This window comes from Blastococcus sp. SYSU D00813 (genome assembly GCF_054050735.1).
Map to the genome: position 1 here is coordinate 166,950 of NZ_JBJGZX010000004.1, position 17,270 is coordinate 184,219.

Annotated in this window: 15 protein-coding genes; 7 read left to right on the top strand and 8 right to left on the bottom strand. The window is 76.7% G+C overall.

Annotated features, from left to right (window positions below; genetic code table 11):
- Positions 1-83: 83 nt before the first annotated feature.
- Complete coding sequence (locus ACI8AX_RS04530; RefSeq protein ID WP_456548602.1) at positions 84-887, top strand: TrmH family RNA methyltransferase; 804 nt, start codon at positions 84-86, stop codon at positions 885-887.
- On the opposite strand, the gene ACI8AX_RS04535 is transcribed toward ACI8AX_RS04530, so the two are convergent.
- From ACI8AX_RS04535 to sepH, 5 genes are all read right to left on the bottom strand, one after another.
- Positions 837-2,216 carry an MFS transporter gene (locus tag ACI8AX_RS04535; RefSeq protein WP_456548603.1) on the bottom strand — a complete coding sequence of 460 codons (1,380 nt, stop codon included), beginning with the start codon at positions 2,214-2,216 and terminating at the stop codon, positions 837-839. The two genes, ACI8AX_RS04530 and ACI8AX_RS04535, sit on opposite strands and share 51 nt — an antisense overlap.
- A 13-nt stretch (positions 2,217-2,229) precedes the next feature.
- Positions 2,230-3,057: a PEP/pyruvate-binding domain-containing protein gene (locus ACI8AX_RS04540; protein WP_456548604.1), complete on the bottom strand. Its 828-nt coding sequence runs from the start codon at positions 3,055-3,057 to the stop codon at positions 2,230-2,232.
- On the bottom strand, positions 3,054-4,787 hold the full coding sequence (locus ACI8AX_RS04545; RefSeq protein ID WP_456548605.1) for a PEP-utilizing enzyme: 1,734 nt from the start codon (positions 4,785-4,787) through the stop codon (positions 3,054-3,056). Before ACI8AX_RS04545 ends, ACI8AX_RS04540 begins: the two co-directional genes overlap by 4 nt.
- 71 nt (positions 4,788-4,858) lie before the next feature.
- Complete coding sequence (locus ACI8AX_RS04550) at positions 4,859-5,332, bottom strand: general stress protein (protein WP_456548606.1); 474 nt, start codon at positions 5,330-5,332, stop codon at positions 4,859-4,861.
- A 57-nt stretch (positions 5,333-5,389) separates the two neighbouring features.
- Complete coding sequence (sepH, locus tag ACI8AX_RS04555; protein ID WP_456548607.1) at positions 5,390-6,331, bottom strand: septation protein SepH; 942 nt, start codon at positions 6,329-6,331, stop codon at positions 5,390-5,392.
- Between the two features lie 290 nt (positions 6,332-6,621).
- On the opposite strand from sepH, the gene ACI8AX_RS04560 reads away from it, so the two are divergent.
- Positions 6,622-8,520, top strand: coding sequence for an alpha/beta fold hydrolase (locus ACI8AX_RS04560; RefSeq protein WP_456548608.1), 1,899 nt, complete (start codon positions 6,622-6,624; stop codon positions 8,518-8,520).
- Between the two features lie 180 nt (positions 8,521-8,700).
- Here ACI8AX_RS04560 and serC read toward each other — a convergent pair whose 3' ends face one another.
- Both serC and ACI8AX_RS04570 read right to left on the bottom strand, forming a co-directional pair.
- A complete protein-coding gene (gene serC / locus ACI8AX_RS04565) occupies positions 8,701-9,816 on the bottom strand; it encodes a phosphoserine transaminase (protein WP_456548609.1) in 1,116 nt (371 codons plus the stop codon).
- A gap of 87 nt (positions 9,817-9,903) precedes the next feature.
- Entirely contained in the window at positions 9,904-11,037 is a 1,134-nt protein-coding gene (locus ACI8AX_RS04570; RefSeq protein ID WP_456548610.1) for a citrate synthase 2, read from the bottom strand.
- Between the two features lie 124 nt (positions 11,038-11,161).
- Between ACI8AX_RS04570 and pdxH the strand changes: the two genes are divergently transcribed.
- Together pdxH and ACI8AX_RS04580 are read left to right on the top strand one after the other, a co-directional pair.
- A complete protein-coding gene (gene pdxH, locus ACI8AX_RS04575; protein WP_456548611.1) occupies positions 11,162-11,809 on the top strand; it encodes a pyridoxamine 5'-phosphate oxidase in 648 nt (215 codons plus the stop codon).
- On the top strand, positions 11,806-13,203 hold the full coding sequence (locus ACI8AX_RS04580; protein ID WP_456548612.1) for an MFS transporter: 1,398 nt from the start codon (positions 11,806-11,808) through the stop codon (positions 13,201-13,203). The genes pdxH and ACI8AX_RS04580 overlap by 4 nt, the downstream gene beginning before the upstream one ends.
- 51 nt (positions 13,204-13,254) lie before the next feature.
- Here ACI8AX_RS04580 and ACI8AX_RS04585 read toward each other — a convergent pair whose 3' ends face one another.
- Complete coding sequence (locus ACI8AX_RS04585) at positions 13,255-14,052, bottom strand: UdgX family uracil-DNA binding protein (protein ID WP_456548613.1); 798 nt, start codon at positions 14,050-14,052, stop codon at positions 13,255-13,257.
- Between ACI8AX_RS04585 and ACI8AX_RS04590 the strand changes: the two genes are divergently transcribed.
- The 3 genes from ACI8AX_RS04590 (at position 14,011) to ACI8AX_RS04600 (ending at position 17,224) form a co-directional block, all read left to right on the top strand.
- Entirely contained in the window at positions 14,011-14,943 is a 933-nt protein-coding gene (locus tag ACI8AX_RS04590) for an ABC transporter ATP-binding protein (RefSeq protein ID WP_456548614.1), read from the top strand. The two genes, ACI8AX_RS04585 and ACI8AX_RS04590, sit on opposite strands and share 42 nt — an antisense overlap.
- On the top strand, positions 14,940-16,124 hold the full coding sequence (locus ACI8AX_RS04595) for an ABC transporter permease (RefSeq protein WP_456548615.1): 1,185 nt from the start codon (positions 14,940-14,942) through the stop codon (positions 16,122-16,124). Before ACI8AX_RS04590 ends, ACI8AX_RS04595 begins: the two co-directional genes overlap by 4 nt.
- 119 nt (positions 16,125-16,243) lie before the next feature.
- Positions 16,244-17,224, top strand: coding sequence for a TIGR03557 family F420-dependent LLM class oxidoreductase (locus tag ACI8AX_RS04600; RefSeq protein WP_456548616.1), 981 nt, complete (start codon positions 16,244-16,246; stop codon positions 17,222-17,224).
- Positions 17,225-17,270 lie beyond the last annotated feature (46 nt).

Here is a 17,270-nt window from a genome sequence, read left to right on the forward strand (position 1 = left end):
CGCCCCCCGAGGCGCGGGAAGCGATGCCCACGTCGGGGGGCCGGACACGGGGGCGTCGGATCCGATGCCCGAGGATCGGCCGTGTGCGCCCCCAGCAGATCACCGACCCCGCCGACGAGCGGGTGGCCGACTTCCGCGACCTCGTGGCCGGCGACCGGCGGCCGGGCACGCCGCGCGGCACCGGCCCGGTGATCGTCGAGGGGGTGCCGGCGGTGCAGCGGCTGCTCGCCTCGCCCTACCGGGTGCGCGCGGTGCTCGGCGTCCCCGGCCGGCTGGCCGACCTCGACCTGCCCGAGGACGTCGCGGCGTACGAGGCCGACAAGTGGGTGCTGTCCGACGTCATCGGGTTCCGGCTCACCCGGGGGGTCCTGGCGTCGGCCGAGCGCCGTCCACCGGCCGACGTCGACGCCCTGCTCGCCGGCCCCGACCCCGCCGCGCCCCGGCGGCTGGCGGTGCTCGAGGCGCTCAACGACGCGGAGAACCTGGGCTCGATCGCGCGCTCGGCGGTCGCCCTGGGCGTCGACGGGCTGCTGCTGGACCCGCGGTGCGCCGACCCGCTCTACCGCCGGGCGGTGCGGGTCTCGATGGGGCACGTGCTGTCGCTGCCCTTCGCCGTCCTGGCCGACTGGCCCGGCGACCTGGACCGGCTGCACGCGGCCGGCTACCTGACGGTGGCCCTGACCCCCGCTGCCGACGCCGTCGACCTGACCGACGTCGACCCGCGTGCCCACCCGCGCACCGCCGTGCTGCTCGGCGCGGAGGGGCCCGGGCTCACCCCGGAGGCGCAGGCCGCGGCCCGGGTGCGGGCGCGGATCCCGATGCGGGCCGGCGTGGACTCACTCGGCGTCGCCGCGGCCGCGGCGGTCGCCTTCGCCACGCTGCGCTGAACGGCGGGGGAGCGCGGCTGCGGCCGCGACCGACAGCGCTCCGCCGACGGCGGCCAGCGCGAACACGCCCTGCCCCGTGCCGCCGGAGACCAGCAGGGCGAGCAGGCTCGCGCCGGTGATGCTGCCCAGGTAGCGGCAGGTCGACCACACCCCGGAGGCCAGCCCGGCGCGTTCGGGTGGCAGCGCCTCCAGCCCGGCGGCCTGGACGGCGGCCCCGGCGACGCCCTGCCCGATCCCGCAGACCGCGAGCAGCACCGCCGCGGCCGGGCGGTGCGCCACCGGGTCGACCGCGACGAGGGCCGCGGCGGGCGCGGTGACCAGGGCGCCGCCGAGCACCGCCGGGGCCCGGCGACCCCACCGGTCGCTGAGCCGGCCCCCGGTGAGGGCACCGGCGCTCGCGCCGAGCAGCAGGGGCAGCAGCAGGACGACGGCCGCACCGGAGCCCACCAGCAGGGGCACGGCGAGGACGACGGTGTAGAGGGCGAGGTTGCCGGTGGCGACCGCCGCGCCGGCCGCGACCACGCCGCGCAGCCGCAGCACCCGGACGTCGAGCACCGGGACGGGACAGCGCAGCTCCCACCGGGCGAACGCCGCGGCGACGGCGAGCAGCGCCGCGACCGCCGCTGCCACCACCGCCGCGGGCAGCCCGCCGCCGAGGCTCAGCAGCGTCGCCGTCCCACCGAGCAGCACGGTCAGCAGCACCGTGCCGGACACGTCGAAGCGGCCCGTCCGGGGATGCCGCGGCGGGTCGGCCGGCAGGGCGCGGACGGCGGCGAGGAGCGCGGCCACCGCCACCGGCACCCCCACCAGGAAGGCGCCCCGCCAGCCGATCAGGTGCACCGCGGCGCCGCCCAGCGCGGGGCCGGCCGCGGCGGCCAGGGTGGCCGCCGCGCCGACCGCTCCCAGGGCGCGCCCTCGGCGCCGGTCGGGGACGGCCGTGCGGACCAGCGCGGCCGCGTTCACCAAGGCGAGGGCGCCGCACGCGGCCTGCACGCAGCGCAGCGCGACCACCCAGACCAGCAGGGGGACCGCGGTGGCGAGCAGCGCGGCGGCGCCGGAGCCGGCCACCCCCAGGACGACGCTGCGCCGCCGGCCCCACCGGTCGCCGAGCGCGCCCGCGACGGGCTGGCAGGACGCGGTGACCACGAGGTAGGCCGTCACCAGCGTCACCACCCCGGCGACGCCGGCGTCCAGCGCCGCGCCGATGCGCGGCAGGGCGACCGCGACGGAGGTGGAGCCGAGCGGGACCAGGGTCGTCACCAGGCAGGCGGCCCGGACGACGGCCGTCTCCTCGGCCGGGCGCGCGGGCGGGGTGCGGGTGCTGGTCACCGCGGGCCCGGGGTCAGACCAGCGTGGTGATCGGCCGGCGCTGCAGGAGGGCCGGGCGCCCCCCGTCCGTCGCGAACTCCACGTCCGAGGGCCCGCCGAACACCTCGTCGCACCGGCGCGCCAGGTCCACCACCGCGCGCAGGTCGTCCGGCGTCAGGCACGGCTGCCGGGCCCGTCGCCGCTCCACCTCGACCGTCACCGTGCCGCCGCCCTCGGCCGGCACCACCGCGAGGTCCTTGCTGCCCACCACCTGCTCGACCAGCCGGCCGGCGTGGTCCAGCCGGAACAGGTCGGGCACCACCAGCCCGTCGACCACCGCCTGCCCCAGGGCCCAGCTCGCCTCGACCAGGAAGACCCGGTCGCCGTGCACGGGGTCGGCGGTGAACACCACCCCGGCGGCGACCGCCGGGACCAGGCGCTGCAGCACGACCCCGCAGGCCGGCGGGGCGGCGTCGCCGCGGGCCCGGCGGTACGCCAGCGCCGACTCCGCCCGGCACGACCGTGCCACCCGGAGCACCGCGTCGACGAGGTCCTCGGGGTCGGACAGGTTGAGCACGGTCAGGTGCTGGCCGGCGTAGCTGGACGCCGTGCCGTCCTCCCCGACCGCCGAGGACCGTGCCGCGAGCGCACCGCCGAGACCGCGCGCCGCGGCCCGCACCTGCTCCCGTGCCCGGTCCCAGTCGGCCGCGGGGTCGTCGAGCGCGGCGACGAGGTCGGCCGGCAGCGCGACGCCCGGCGGCACGGGCAGCCCCGCGCGGGTGGCCACGCCCAGCGCCGCCGCCTTGCCGCCGTAGGCCTGCTCGTCCTCGACCTCGGCCAGGGGGAGCGGCCGGCCGGTCACAGCACGGTGACCGTGCCCGTCGCGCCGTCCACCCGCACGCGGGCGCCGTCGGGCAGCACCTCGGTGGCGTCCTGGCAGCCGACGACCGCGGGGATGCCGAACTCCCGCGCGACGATGGCGGCGTGCGACAGCAGGCCGCCGCGGTCGGTCACGATCGCGCCGAGGCGGGGGAGCACCAGGTTGAACGCGGGGCCGGTCATCGGGGCGACCAGGACGTCCCCGGCCTGGATGCGGGACAGCTCGTCGCTGCCGTGCACGACCCGCGCGACGCCCTCGTGGCTGCCGGGGCTGACGGGCAGCCCGTGGACGGCCCGGGCCTCCGCGGGCCGTCCGGCGTCCCCGATGACGGCGTCGAAGACGAAGCCGACGGCCTCGTGCACGCGTGCGGCGGCGGGCGGGAGCCACTCCGCGGGCACCGGCGGCGCCGGTGGCGGGCCGAACGACGGGGGCATGTCGCGGTAGGTCGCCGTCCGGCGCCGGCGCGCCCGGCCGGTGACCTCCGCGGGGGAGGGACCCCGGCCCTCGAGGAGCAGCGACCGCACCTCGCCGGGGTCCAGGTCCACCGCGTGGTCGGCCTCCTCCAGCGCTCCGCGCGCGCGGAGGCGGCGGCCCGTCTCGAGCAGCGCCGTCCGGGCCACGCTGCCCAGCAGGCGGTCGCCGTGCACGGCCCGCTCGTCGCGGAGCCGGTAGACCAGCCGTGCCTCGGCCAGCAGGTCGTCGAACTCGGCCCGGTGCTCGGGTGGCACGGCCGCGCGGACGCGCGCGGTCGCCGCGGCGGCGGGGTCGTCGTGGCGGGAGCCGCGGTTGAGCGCCGCGCGGATGCGGGCCAGGAGCAGGCCGGGCGCCTCGAGCGACCCGGGCTCGGCGACCGCGTCCTCGCCGTCGAGGGGGAGCGCGGCCAGCGCGCCGATGTAGGCGTCGGCCCGCGGGCCCACCGGCGGGGGCCGGTGCAGGAGCCGGCTGAGCACCTCGTCGGGCGGCAGGGGCGCGTCGGTGACCAGCGCCGCGGCGTCGTGGTCGGCGAGCAGGGCCTCGGCCAGCGCCTCGAGCTCGTGCGGCGCGCCCTCGCTGACCGGGCTCGCCCCGGCCAGGCACGCCAGCACGTCGGTGGGCGGCAGCCCGGTCCACCGCGTGGTGGAGACGACGAGGTCGCCGACCGGGAGCAGGGCCGGCAGGGTGTGGCGGTGGTGCTGCAGGTGGCCCTCGGCGAGGGCCTGCGCGCAGCGGTCGACGTGGTCGGCGAGCGCGGCGTCGTCGAGCGCGCCCGGGTCGACCGCGGTCAGGGCCCGGTGCAGCCGGTGGAGCGCCGGCTTGGTCTCCTCGTCCCAGCGCCGCAGGTCCTCCCGCCAGCGGCGCTCGGCGAGCACGGCCTCGGCGGTCGCCAGCCGCTCGCGCAGGGCCGGGACCTCCTGCAGGAGGGCGCGGAAGACCGGCTCCGGAGGCGGGCCCGCGGCGTCCGGCGGCGCGCCGAGGGGACGCATCTGGATGTACATGAAGCCATCGAGGTCCGCCGGCTCCAGGCCCTCGAGCAGGGTCCCGTACCGGGCGGCGCCCTCCCTCAGGCCCACCCGGAAGGAGTCCATCATCGCGGCGGCCGTGAACCGGCACAGCGGCCGCGGGACGTGGCTGCCGTCCAGCAGCCAGGTGCCGGGACCCGGTGCGGTCCACCGGGGGGCCTCCGCCGCGGGAGCCGCCGCCGCTCCGGCCTGTCGGGTGCTGACGTCGTCCATGTCGCCTCCCCCTCCGGGTGGGCGACGACGCTAGTGAGCGCGCGGCGGCAGCCGACAGGGACGAAGGCCCCTCAGCTGCGCAGCGAGAAGCGGGCCAGGGCCGCCCGGGCCTCCTCGGCGCGGGAGGGTTCGCACATCACGTCGTACCGGCCGGCGGTGATCCGGCTGGTGCTGGTGAAGTCGCGCCGGCCCTGGGTGGCCGCGTAGCCCATCGCCCCGAACAGCGCGCCGAACACCAGGCCGATGAGCAGGCCGGAGAGCACCGAGCCGATCCAGTCCGACCCGTCGGTGGCGAAGATGCCGAGCAGCAGGCCGACGAACAGACCCCACCACGCGCCGCCCGCGGCACCGGCCGCCAGGGCCCGGCCCCACGTGAGGCGGCCGGTCACCTTCTCCACCATCTTGAGGTCCGACCCGATGATCGTGACGTTCTCGACGGGGAACTTCTCGTCCGACAGGTGGTCGACGGCGGCCTGCGCCTGCTCGTAGCTGTCGTAGGAACCGACCTGGACGCCGCCGAGCGGCATCGACACCGACATGGACATGTGCACCTCCTACCCCCAGGTGAACGGGGGAATCGCGGGTGCCGTTCCGAGCCGGGCTCAGCGGTGCTTGCGGACCCCGAACACGATGTCCTCCCACGCCGGGATGCGGGCCCGCGGGTCCTCGTCCTCGCCGTCGGGGCGGCCGAGGACGACGGTGTCGTGCTCGGCGATCTCGTCGATGTCGACCTCGGCGTCGGCGGCGCGCCGCTGCGGCTCGGGACGCGGCTCCGGGCGCGGCTCCGGGCGGGCCTCCGCGCGCGGCTCCGGCGACCCGTCCGAGGGGACGACGTCGCGCACGTGCTCGTCGCGATCGGCCACGGGCACCTGCTCGGTGACCACCGAGACGGGGCGCGCGCGGTACAGCGGTGAGGCGGGGGAGCCGGCGGGCACGTCGGGGACGACGCGCACCAGCCGGGTGCCCTCGGCGAAGTCGGTGGTGGCGGCGTCGACCGGCGCGACGACCCGGGACGGGAGGTCGTAGGCCCAGCGGGTGACGCCGGACTTGGCGCCGGCCTGCCACGCCGCGGTCACGTGCCACACGCCGTCGGCGGCGCGGGCGGCGTCCCACCGGACGGCGTCGAGGTCGGTCCCGAGCAGCCGCAGCCGCTCGGCCATGAACTGCTGCAGCGGGGCGACGACGCTGCCTTCGGACAGCCGCACGCGGGCCTCACGGGCCTGCTCGGCCACCCGCTCGCGCTCCTGCAGCACCGGGTGGGCGAAGCGCAGCACCCGGTCCACCCGGATCCCGGAGGCCTCGGCGACCTGCTCGGGGCTCTCGCCGGCACGGATGCGGGCCTGGATGACCCGCGGGGTCAGGCTCATGCCCAGGTCGACGTCGATCTGGCCCAGCCGGCGGGCGTCCCCGCGGGCGGCGGCGCGCACCCGGTCGTCGACCGGGAGCTCGAAGCGCTCGCCCTCCTCGCCGGGCTCGGTGCCCTCGGCGACGAGCACCAGGCTCGAGCCGTCGTCGGACAGCCCCACGAGGCGCAGCGTGCGCATGGGCGTCCTCCGGTCGTCGCGAGCCGAGATGGGTGGTCGACCGAGGCTATCCGCGGGCGCGTGGGCGCCGCCGCAGCCACGCCCGGCGTGGCGGGAGTTGTTGCCGCCGTCATCCCGCCGCAACACGCCGCCTGCAGTGTGGCGGGTGGGGCTGGTGCGCCGGCGACCGGACCCCGCCGGAGTGCGTGCGGGGCCACACCGCTCCGGCGTGCGACCCTCCCGCGGGCCGCGGCACGGAGCCGGTGTCCGTCGCCGCCGTCGCAGTCGTCGCTCCGAGCCGAGGAGGTGCCGTGGCCAGCCCCCTGTTCTCCCCGTCGTCGCCCGTCGTCCCCGCGCCGGTCGGCACCGTCGCCGCCCTGCCGGCCGAGGTCCGGCTGGCCGTCGCCGAGGTCGCCGGCGCCGCCGGCGCCTGGTGCCCCGCGCTGTCGCCGGCCGGTGACCGGGTGGCCTACGTGACCGACCGTTCCGGGATCCCGCGGCTGGAGGTGCTCCCGGTCGGGGACGTCGGCGGCGCCGCGGCGCTGCCGCTGGTGCTCTCCGGCCCCGACCAGGAGGTCGTCTCCGTCGCCTGGGCGCCCGACGGCGCGTGGCTGGCCTACCTGGTGAGCCCCGGGGGGTCGATCTGCGCCGAGCTGCACGTCGTCCGCCCCGACGGGAGCGACGCCCGGCTGGTGGCCGGCGAGGACCCGCGGGCCACCGTGTTCGCCGGGCACTGGACCCGCCCCGGCTCCTACGTCTGCTCGATCGCCCCGGGCACCGGACCGGACGCCGACGTCGTGCTGGTCGACGTGGAGACCGGCGCGCACCGGACCCTCGCCCGCGGCGGCTTCCTGTCGGTCACCGCGGTGTCGGCCGACGAGCGGTGGGTGCTGGCCCGCCGCGGGCCGCGCGGGTACCGGCACGTGGTGCTCGTCGACGTCGCCACCGGCGAGGCCCGCCGCGTGCTGCCGCTGGACGCCCCGGGCGGGATCGCCTCCGAGGACGGCCGGTTCGCCCCCGACGGCGGCTCGGTGCTGCTGCGCGCCTCCCTCCCCGGGCGGCCGGGGACCGACCGCGCGGGCCTGGTCGAGGTGCCGCTGGGCGCGGACGGCGTCCCGGGGGAGGGGCGGGTGGTGCTGCGCCGTCCCGACGCCGACCTCGACGGCTACGCCGTCCGCCCCGACGGGACCGTGCTCGCCGTGTGGAACGCCGGCGGCGTCACCGAGCTGCACGTGCACGACCGGGCGACCGGCGCGGTGCTCGACCGCGTGGCGCTGCCCGAGCCCGTCCTGCCGGGCTGGTCGCTGTCGGCGGACGGCGGCACCGTGGTCGCCGAGCTCACCGGCCCGCACACCCCGCGGGGCCTGTGGTCGGTCCCGCTGGGCGCGGCCGGGGCGCCGGCCCGCCTCCCGTCGCTGCCCCGCCGTCCCGACCGCGCGCTGTCGGTGGAGCCGGTGCGGCTGGACTACGCCGCCGCGGACGGCACGCCGCTGCACGGCTGGCTCTACACGCCGCCCGACGTGCACGGACCGAACCGCACGGTGGTCAGCTTCCACGGCGGCCCGGAGGGTCAGGAGCGGCCGTCCTGGTCGCCGGTGGCGCAGTCGCTGGTGGCCGCCGGCCTCACGGTGTTCGCACCGAACGTCCGCGGCTCCGGCGGGCAGGGGCGGGCGTTCATGTGCGCCGACGACGTCGCCGCCCGGGAGGCCACCTTCGACGACGTCCCGGCCACGGTGCGCTTCCTGGTCGACGCCGGCGTCGCGCTGACCGGGCGGGTCGGCGCGCACGGCTGGTCCTACGGCGGCTACCTGACCCTGGTGGCGCTGACCCGCTGGCCCGACCTGTTCGCCGCCGGGGTGTCGCTGGCCGGCATGAGCGACCTGCGCACCTTCTTCGCCGGCACCGAGCCGTGGATGGCCGCGGCGTCGGTGACCGAGTACGGCGACCCGGTCGCCGACCGGGACATGCTCGCCGCGATCTCGCCGATGACCGCGCTGGAGCGGCTGACCGCGCCGGTGCTGCTGGCCCACGGCGACCGCGACACCAACGTGCCGGTCGCCGAGTCGGTGCAGGCGCACCAGGCCCTGCAGGCGCTCGGTGCGCGCAGCGAGCTGCTGCTGTTCCCGGGGGAGGGGCACACCATCGTCGGCCGCGAGCACCTGGTGCAGCTCGCCGAGGCCGAGGTCGCCTGGTTCACCCGCTGGCTGTGACCGGGTGCGGGAGCGCAGGTCCCCTGGGCTCCCGCACCCCGCTGGAGGGACGGCGGGGGTCGCGGCCACGGCGGCGACCGGGGGTAGGGCCGGGCCGGCGGCGCTACTACGGGACGAGCGGGGTGACCAGGGCCGGAGGGCTCCGCCGGGGCAGCAGGCCCACCTCCGGTGCGCCGTCGGCTAGAGGCGCTCGGCGACGAAGTCGATGCAGGCGGTCAGGGCGCTGACGTCGTCGGGGTCGACGGCGGGGAACATGCCCACCCGCAGCTGGTTGCGGCCGAGCTTGCGGTAGGGCTCGACGTCGACGACGCCGTTGGCCCGCAGCACCTCGGCGATGCGCGCGGCGTCGACGCCCTCGGCGAAGTCGACCGTCCCGACGACCAGCGAGCGCTCGGCGGGGTCGGCCACGAACGGGGTCGCGATGCCCGACGCCTCCGCCCAGCCGTACAGCCGGCCCGACGAGTCGCGGGTGCGGCCGACCGCGCCGGACAGGCCGCCCAGCCCGTTGAGCCAGTCGACCTGGTCGGCCAGCAGGAACAGCGTCGCGACCGCCGGGGTGTTGTACGTCTGGTCCTTGGCCGAGTTGTCGACGGCGACCGACAGGTCGAGGAACGCCGGCATCCAGCGGCCGGAGGCCTTGACCTCGGCCACCCGCTCGAGCGCCCGCGGCGACATCAGCGCGATCCAGAGCCCGCCGTCGGCGGCGAACACCTTCTGCGGGGCGAAGTAGTAGACGTCGGTCTGCGCGACGTCCACCGGCAGGCCGCCGGCGCCGCTGGTGGCGTCGACCAGCACCAGCGCGTCGTCGTCGGCGCCCTCGGGCCGCTCGACCGGCGCCATCACGCCGGTCGAGGTCTCGTTGTGCGCCCAGCCGTAGGCGTCGATCCCGGCCTGGCCGGCCGGCAGCGCCAGGGTGCCGGGCTCGGCGCGCGCGACGACCGGGTCGCCGAGGAACGGCGCCTCGGCCACGCCGGAGGCGAACTTCGAGGAGAACTCGCCGTTGACGCCGAAGGCGGCCCGGTCGCGGATCAGCCCGAAGGCCGCGGCGTCCCAGAACGCCGTCGTCCCGCCGTTGCCGAGGACGACCTCGTAGCCCTCGGGCACGTCGAACAGCTGCTGCAGCCCCTCGCGCACGCGCCGGACCAGCCCCTTGACCGGGGCCTGGCGGTGCGAGGTGCCCATGAGGGCCGCGCCGTCGGTGGCGAGGGCCCGCAGCGCCTCGGGGCGGACCTTCGACGGGCCGCAGCCGAAGCGCCCGTCGCGCGGGAGCAGGTCGGCCGGGATCTGGATGGTCATGCGGGTCCTCCGCGGGTCGACGGCCTCACCGCAGCGGGCCCGCCGCGGTGGTTCGTGCGGCGGGCCCGTGCGGTGGCGGTGGGTACCTCAGGAGGCGGGGGCCGCCTGGTTGATCGCCTTGGTCTGGACGTTCTCCCAGCCCTCGACCTCCTCGGGCTTGCGCGGGTCGGGGCCGACGTAGCGGGCCGACGGGCGCACGAGGCGGCCGGTGTTCTTCTGCTCGAGGATGTGCGCGCACCAGCCGGCGGTGCGGGCGCAGGTGAACATCGAGGTGAACATGTGGCTGGGCACCTCGGCGAAGTCGAGGACGATGGCGGCCCAGAACTCGACGTTGGTCTCGACCGGCCGGTCGGGACGGCGCTCGCGCAGCTCCTTGAGCGCGGCCTGCTCCAGCGCCCGGGCGGCCTCGAAGCGGGGGGCGCCGAGCTCCTCGGAGGCGCGGCGCAGCACGCGGGCGCGCGGGTCCTCGGCGCGGTAGACCCGGTGGCCGAAGCCCATCAACCGCTCCTTGCGGTCGAGCAGGTCCTTCACGTACTTCTCGGCGTCGCCGGTCTTCTCGACCTCGTCGAGCATGTGCAGCACGCGGGAGGGGGCGCCGCCGTGCAGCGGGCCGGACATCGCGCCGATCGCGCCGGAGAGGGCGGCGGCGACGTCGGCGCCGGTGGAGGCGATGACGCGGGCGGTGAACGTCGAGGCGTTCATGCCGTGCTCGGCTGCCGAGGTCCAGTAGGCGTCGACGGCCGCGACGTGGCGGGGGTCGGGCTCGCCGCGCCAGCGGACCATGAAGCGCTCGACGATCGTCTTGGCCTCGTCGACGCGGCTCTGCGGGACGGCGGGGGTGCCGATGCCGCGGGCGGACTGCGCGACGTAGGACAGCGCCATGACCGCGGCGCGGGCCAGCTGCTCGCGGGCCTCCTCGGCGGTGATGTCCAGCAGCGGCCGGTAGCCCCAGAAGGGGGCGAGCATGGCCAGTGCGGCCTGGACGTCGACGCGCACGTCGCCGCTGTGCACCGGGATCGGGAACGGCTCGGCCGGCGGCAGGCCGGGGCCGAACTTCCCGTCGACCAGCAGGGCCCAGACGTTGCCGAAGGTGACCTTGCCGACGAGGTCCTCGATGTCGACGCCGCGATAGCGCAGGGCGCCGCCGTCCTTGTCCGGTTCGGCGATCTCGGTCTCGAAGGCGATGACGCCTTCCAGTCCGGGTACGAAGTCGTCGGCCATCTCGCATGCTCCTCTGCGCGCGCGGGATCGTGCGCCGGGTCGCGGCGCACGACAACGGCCTGACCATAGGCCCGCCCGCGGGGGTCGGCGCAGCCGGGGCGGGCGCGGTGGCAGCATCGGACGGGTGCCCGACCTCTCCCGCATGCGCAGGGACTACGACCGGCCCGTGCTGCGGGAGAGCGACCTCGCCGCCACCTGGGTGGAGCAGTTCGACCGCTGGTTCGCCGACGTCGTCGCCGCCGGGGTCGACGACCCGAACGCCGTGGTCGTCGCGACGGCCGACGCCGACGGCGCCCCCGACGCCCGCATCGTGCTCGTGAAGGGCTACGACGCGAGCGGCTTCGTGTTCGGCACCAGCTACGCCTCCACCAAGGGCGCGCAGCTCGCGGTGAACCCGCGTGCGGCGCTGGTCTTCCCCTGGCACGCGCTGCAGCGCCAGGTGCGGGTGACCGGCCGGGTGGAGCGGGTCGGCGACCCGGCGTCCGACGCGCTGTGGGACCCGCGGCCGCGCCAGGCGCAGCTGGCGGCGGTCGCCTCGGTGCAGTCGACCGTCGTGGACTCCCGCGACGAGCTGGAGGCCCGGGTGCGGCTGCTCGACGAGGAGACGCCGGAGGGGTCGGTGCCGCGCCCGGCCACCTGGGGCGGTTACCGGGTGGTGCCCGCGACGGTGGAGTTCTGGCAGGGCGGCCCGGGACGGCTGCACGACCGGCTGCGCTTCGTCCGCGACGACGCGGAGGGCGGCGGCTGGGTCGTGCAGCGGCTCGCGCCGTGAACGACCCCGTCGACCCGGTCGAGGGGGCCGGCAAGGCGGCCGAGCCGGTTCCGGCGCCCCAGCGCCGACGGGGCTGGGCGATCGACACCACCCCGCTGCAGAACCCGCACTACCGGCGGCTCTTCTGGGGCATCGCCGCCACGATGCTCGGCCAGCAGATGACGCTGGTCGCCGTCCCGTACCAGGTGTACGACCTGACCGGCTCCTCGCTGCTGGTCGGCGTGACGTCGATCGTGGCGCTCGTGCCGCTGGTGGTGTTCGGGCTGCTCGGCGGCGCCATCGCCGACGCGATGGACCGCCGCCGGCTGATGCTGGTCACCGCGGCCGGCTCGGCGGTCACCAGCACGCTGCTCGCGCTGCAGGCGCTGCTGCCCGGCGGGGGGAACCTCTGGCTGCTGTGGGTGCTCACCGCGGCGGTCTCCGGGTTCAGCGCGGTCAACCAGCCGACCCGCAGCGCCGTGATCCCGGCGATCGTCGGGCCCGCCGGGGTGCCCGCGGCCAACGCGCTGTCGATGACCGTGCGCCAGGTCGGGGTGATCGTCGGCCCGCTGCTGGCCGGACTGCTCATCGGGCTGGGCGACCTGTTCCTCGCCTACGCGGTCGACGCCGTGGGCTTCGTCGTCGCGCTGCTGCTGGTGCGCGGGCTGCCCTCGCTGCCGCCGGGCAGCGCCGCCACCGGGCCGTTGCGGCTGGCCGCGGCCGTGCGCGGGGTGGGGGAGGGCTTCACCTTCCTGCGCACCCAGCCGGTGCTGCTGATGACCTTCGTCGTCGACATCATCGCGATGGTCTTCGCCTGGCCGCAGGCGGTGTTCCCCGAGCTCACCGAGACCCGCTTCGCCGACTCCCCGAACGCGCTGGGCTGGCTGTTCGCCGGCATCTCGATCGGTGCCCTGCTCATGGGGCTCACCTCGGGCTGGGTGTCGCGGGTCGACCGGCAGGGCGCGGTGGTGATCGGCGCGATCGTCGTCTGGGGCGTGGCGATCGTCGGCTTCGGGTTCGCGCCGTCGCTGTGGCTGGCGGTGCTCTGCCTGGCGGTCGCGGGCGCCGGGGACATGGTCAGCGCGGTCCTGCGCTCGTCGATGCTGCAGCTGGCGGCGCCGGAGGAGATGCGCGGCCGGATGCAGGGCGTCTTCATCGTGGTGGTCGCCGGCGGGCCGCGGCTGGGCGACCTGCGGGCCGGCGCGCTGGCCAGCACGGCGGGGGTGACGACGGCGATGGTGTCCGGCGGGGTCATGACCGTCGTCGCCATGGTGGTGGTCGCGCTGGTCGTGCCCTCGTTCTGGCTCTTCCGCGCCTCGCGGTCGGCGCAGCCGTCCGCCGGGGCAGGCGGAGCCCGGCCGGCCTCGCCCGCCCCCGAGAGTGGCGAGGCGCAGCCGGGCTCCACCCCGTCGTAACGAGCGGGGCGCGGGGAGGGTACTCAACCGTCTCGTAACCCCCGTCACGCCCTAGGCCAGAGCGCCGGCGACCACCCGGAGATCGGCGACCAGCGCGTCGAAGGCGGCCTGCCGGGCCTCGTCCGGTGTCCGCAGCACGGCCGAGGGGTGCGTGGTCGCGAGCATCCAGGTCTGGTGCGGGGCGTCCTCGTCGTCGTCGGCCGGCTCGACCGCCGCGGCGCCGGGCGGCGTCCACGGCAGCAGCTGCCCGCGGTCCTTGGTGATCCGGAAGGACGGCGAGATCAGCGCCTTGGCCGCCGTCGCGCCCAGGCAGACGACGACCTCGGGCTTGAGCACCTCGAACTCCGCGTCCAGCCACGGGCGGCAGGCGCGGATGTGCTCGGGCCCCGGCGACTGGTGGATCCGCCGCTTGCCCGTGGGCGTGAAGCGGAAGTGCTTGACCGCGTTCGTGACGTAGGCGTCCCGGCGGTCGATCGCGGCCTCTTCCAGGGCGCGGTCCAGCAGCCGTCCCGCCGGGCCGACGAACGGCTCGCCCTTGCGGTCCTCCTGGTCGCCGGGCTGCTCGCCGACGAACACGATGCGCGCGGTCTCCGGGCCCTCGCCGAAGACCGTCTGCGTGGCCGGCTCCCAGAGTTCGCAGGCGCGACACCCGGCGGCCGCGGTCCGCAGTCCCGGCAGACCCACGCCGCGCGGAGGCTGGGCCGGCACGTTCTCCTGGCTCATCCCCTGATGAGACCGCGTCCGGGCCGCGGGCGCGCGCCGGGCGGCGGCTACGGTCGACCCAGGGCTTCCGAGGGGGTACGCACGGTGCTGGAGTTCGACGGGCTCTACAAGAGCTACGGCGACCACCGGGTCCTGGAAGGCGTCGGGTTCACCGTCGCCCCGGGTTCCATGTTCGGGTTCTGCGGCGCCAACGGCGCCGGCAAGACCACCACGATGCGCATCGCGCTGGGCCTGGCCCGCGCGGACGCGGGCGAGGTGCGCTGGCGCGGCGCACCGCTCGACGCCGCCGCCCGCCGGCGGATCGGCTACATGCCCGAGGAGCGCGGGCTCTACCCGAAGATGCGGGTCGGCGAGCAGCTCACCTACTTCGCCCGCCTGCACGGCATGGACGCCGCCGCGGCCGCCCGCGCCGCCGAGCACTGGGCCGAGCGGCTCGGCCTCGGGGAGCGCCGCAAGGACGCCGTCGAGAAGCTGTCGCTGGGCAACCAGCAGCGGGTGCAGCTGGCCGCCGCGCTGGTCAGCCGGCCGGAGGTGCTGATCCTCGACGAGCCGTTCTCCGGGCTGGACCCGGTGGGCGTCGACTCGCTGGCCGAGGCGCTGCTCGAGCAGTGCCGCGGCGGCGTGCCGGTGGTCTTCTCCAGCCACCAGCTCGACCTCGTCGAGCGGCTGTGCGACTCCGTCGGGATCCTGGCCCGCGGCCGGATGGTCGCCAGCGGCACCGTCGAGGAGCTGCGCCGCCGCGAGGCCGGCCGGCTGCTGCGCGTCGTCGTCCCCGAGGCCCCGCAGGGGTGGGCCGCGGCCGTCCCGGGTGTGCGGGTGGTGTCGCAGCAGGGCGGCGACACCCTGCTGGAGCTCGCCGCCGGCACCGACGACCAGGCCGTCCTGGCCGCGGCCCTGCGCACCGGCCGGGTCACCCACTTCGCCTGGCGCGAGCCCACCCTGGTCGAGTTGTTCCGGGAGGCGGTCGCCGACCCGGCCCCGGCGCCGGTACCCGCCGGCGAGGAGGTGGCGGCGTGAGCGAGCAGCGCCCCCTCAGCAGCTCCGCGCTGGTCCGGCTGGTCGCCGGCCGGGAGATCTCCACGCGGCTGCGGGACAAGAACTTCATCATCAGCTCGGTCGTGATCATCCTGGTCCTGATCGGCGTGATGGCCTTCCAGGTCGCCGTGGGCTCGGGCTCCGACGAGGGCCGGCTCGGCGTCGTCGGTGACGCCGCGGAGCTCGGGCCCGCCATCCGGGCGCAGGGCGAGGCCGTCGGCGTGGACGTCACGATCGTCGAACTGGACGACGAGGCGGCCGCGCGGGCGGCGGTGGAGGACGAGGACGTCGACGGCGCCCTGCTCGGCGGCACGGGCGAGGCCCCGGAGCTCCTCGTGGAGGAGCGGGACTCGACGATGGAGGCCGTCGTCAACGGTGCCGTCGCGGGCGTCGCGATCGCGCGGGAGCTGGCCGACGCCGGGGTCGACCTCACCGCCGTCCCGGAGGTCTCGGTCTCCTCGCTGGACTCCGGCGACGACGACGGGGAGCGGGTCGTCGTCGCCCTCATCGGCGTCGCGGTCCTCTACAGCCTGATCATCCTGTTCGGCCAGTTCGTCGCCCAGGGTGTGGTCGAGGAGAAGTCCAGCCGGGTGGTCGAGCTGCTCCTGGCGACGATGCGGCCCTGGCAGCTGCTGGCCGGGAAGATCCTCGGCCTCGGGGTCCTCGGACTGGCGCAGATCGTCGTCATCGGCGTGATCGGGGTGGTCGGGGCGCTGTCCTTCGACGTCGTCGACGTGCCCGGTGAGCTGATCGGGACCGTGGTCTCGGTGGTGCTGTGGTTCGTCCTCGGCTACGCCTTCTACGCCTCCGTGTACGCCGTCGCCGCCTCCCTGGTCAGCCGCCAGGAGGACCTCGGCACGGTGCTGACCCCGACCACGCTCGTCCTGGTCGCCGGCGTGTTCGTCGGCATCCAGGCCGCGAGTGACCCGGGCGGCACGCTGGCGACCGTCACCTCGTTCGTGCCGGGTCTGTCGCCGCTGGTGATGCCGGTGCGGCAGGCGGCGGGCGAGGCCGCGGTGTGGGAGGTCGGGCTCGCCGTCGTCCTCATGCTCGTGGCGATCGCGCTGGTCGTCCGGCTGGGCGGCCGGGTCTACGCCGGGGCGCTGCTGCGGACCAGCGGCAAGACCAAGCTCCGGGAGGCCCTGCGCGCCGAGCGTGCCTGACGACGGACCTCCCTGCCCCTACCGCTCGCACGCTCGCGGTGGGCCCGGCAGGGAGGCCGACCGCCGGGCCCGTGACGTCCTCCGGTTGCGTCCGGATGGGGAGGGGTAGCCGCCCGCGCATGGCGATGCAGCTGGGCTACACGATGATGACCGAGCAGGCCGGGCCCCGGGACCTGGTCGCGCACGTGGTCGGCGCCGAGGAGGCGGGGTTCGACTTCGCGGTCAGCAGCGACCACTTCTTCCCGTGGCTGGAGGAGATGGGCCACTCGCCCAACGCCTGGGTCACCCTCGGCGCCGCCGCGCAGGCGACCAGCCGCATCCCGCTGATGACCTACGTGACCTGCCCGATCCTGCGGTACCACCCGGTCGTGGTCGCGCAGCAGGCCGCCACCCTGCAGATCCTGTCCGGCGGCCGGTTCACCCTCGGCGTGGGCGCGGGGGAGAACCTCAACGAGCACGTCGTCGGCGCCGGGTGGCCGCCGGCCGACGTCCGCCACGAGATGCTGGTCGAGGCGCTGCAGGTCATCCGCGAGCTGTTCGACGGCGAGGGCCACACCAACTTCCGCGGCGACCACTTCGACGTCGAGTCGGCGAAGCTGTGGGACCTGCCGGAGAAGCGGGTGCCGATCGGGATCGCGGTCTCCGGGCAGCAGTCCTGCGGGATCGCCGGCGAGCTCGGCGACGCGATGATCGCCACCGAGCCGCGCACCGAGCTCGGTGAGTGGTTCGACGACGCCGGCGGGGTGGGCAAGCCGCGCATCGCGCAGATGCCCATCAGCTACGACACCGACCGCGACGCCGCCGTCGAGCGGGCGCACCGGCTGTTCCGCTGGTTCGGCCTGGGCTGGAAGGTCAACGCCGAGCTGCCCGGCCCGTCGGCGTTCGACGCGGCCAGCCAGTTCGTCCGGCCGGAGGACGTCGCGGGCAGCATCCCGTGCGGTGCCGACGTCGACGCCGTCATCCAGGCGGCCCAGGAGTACGCCGACGCCGGCTTCACCCACCTGGCGCTCGTGCAGATCGGCGGGGACGTGCAGACGCCCTACCTCGAGTGGGCCCGGCGCGACCTGATGCCGGCCTGGCGCGAGGCCTTCGGCGGCTGAGGGAGACCTCCTCGCCCCCCACCACCCGCGAGCTCACGGCGGGCCC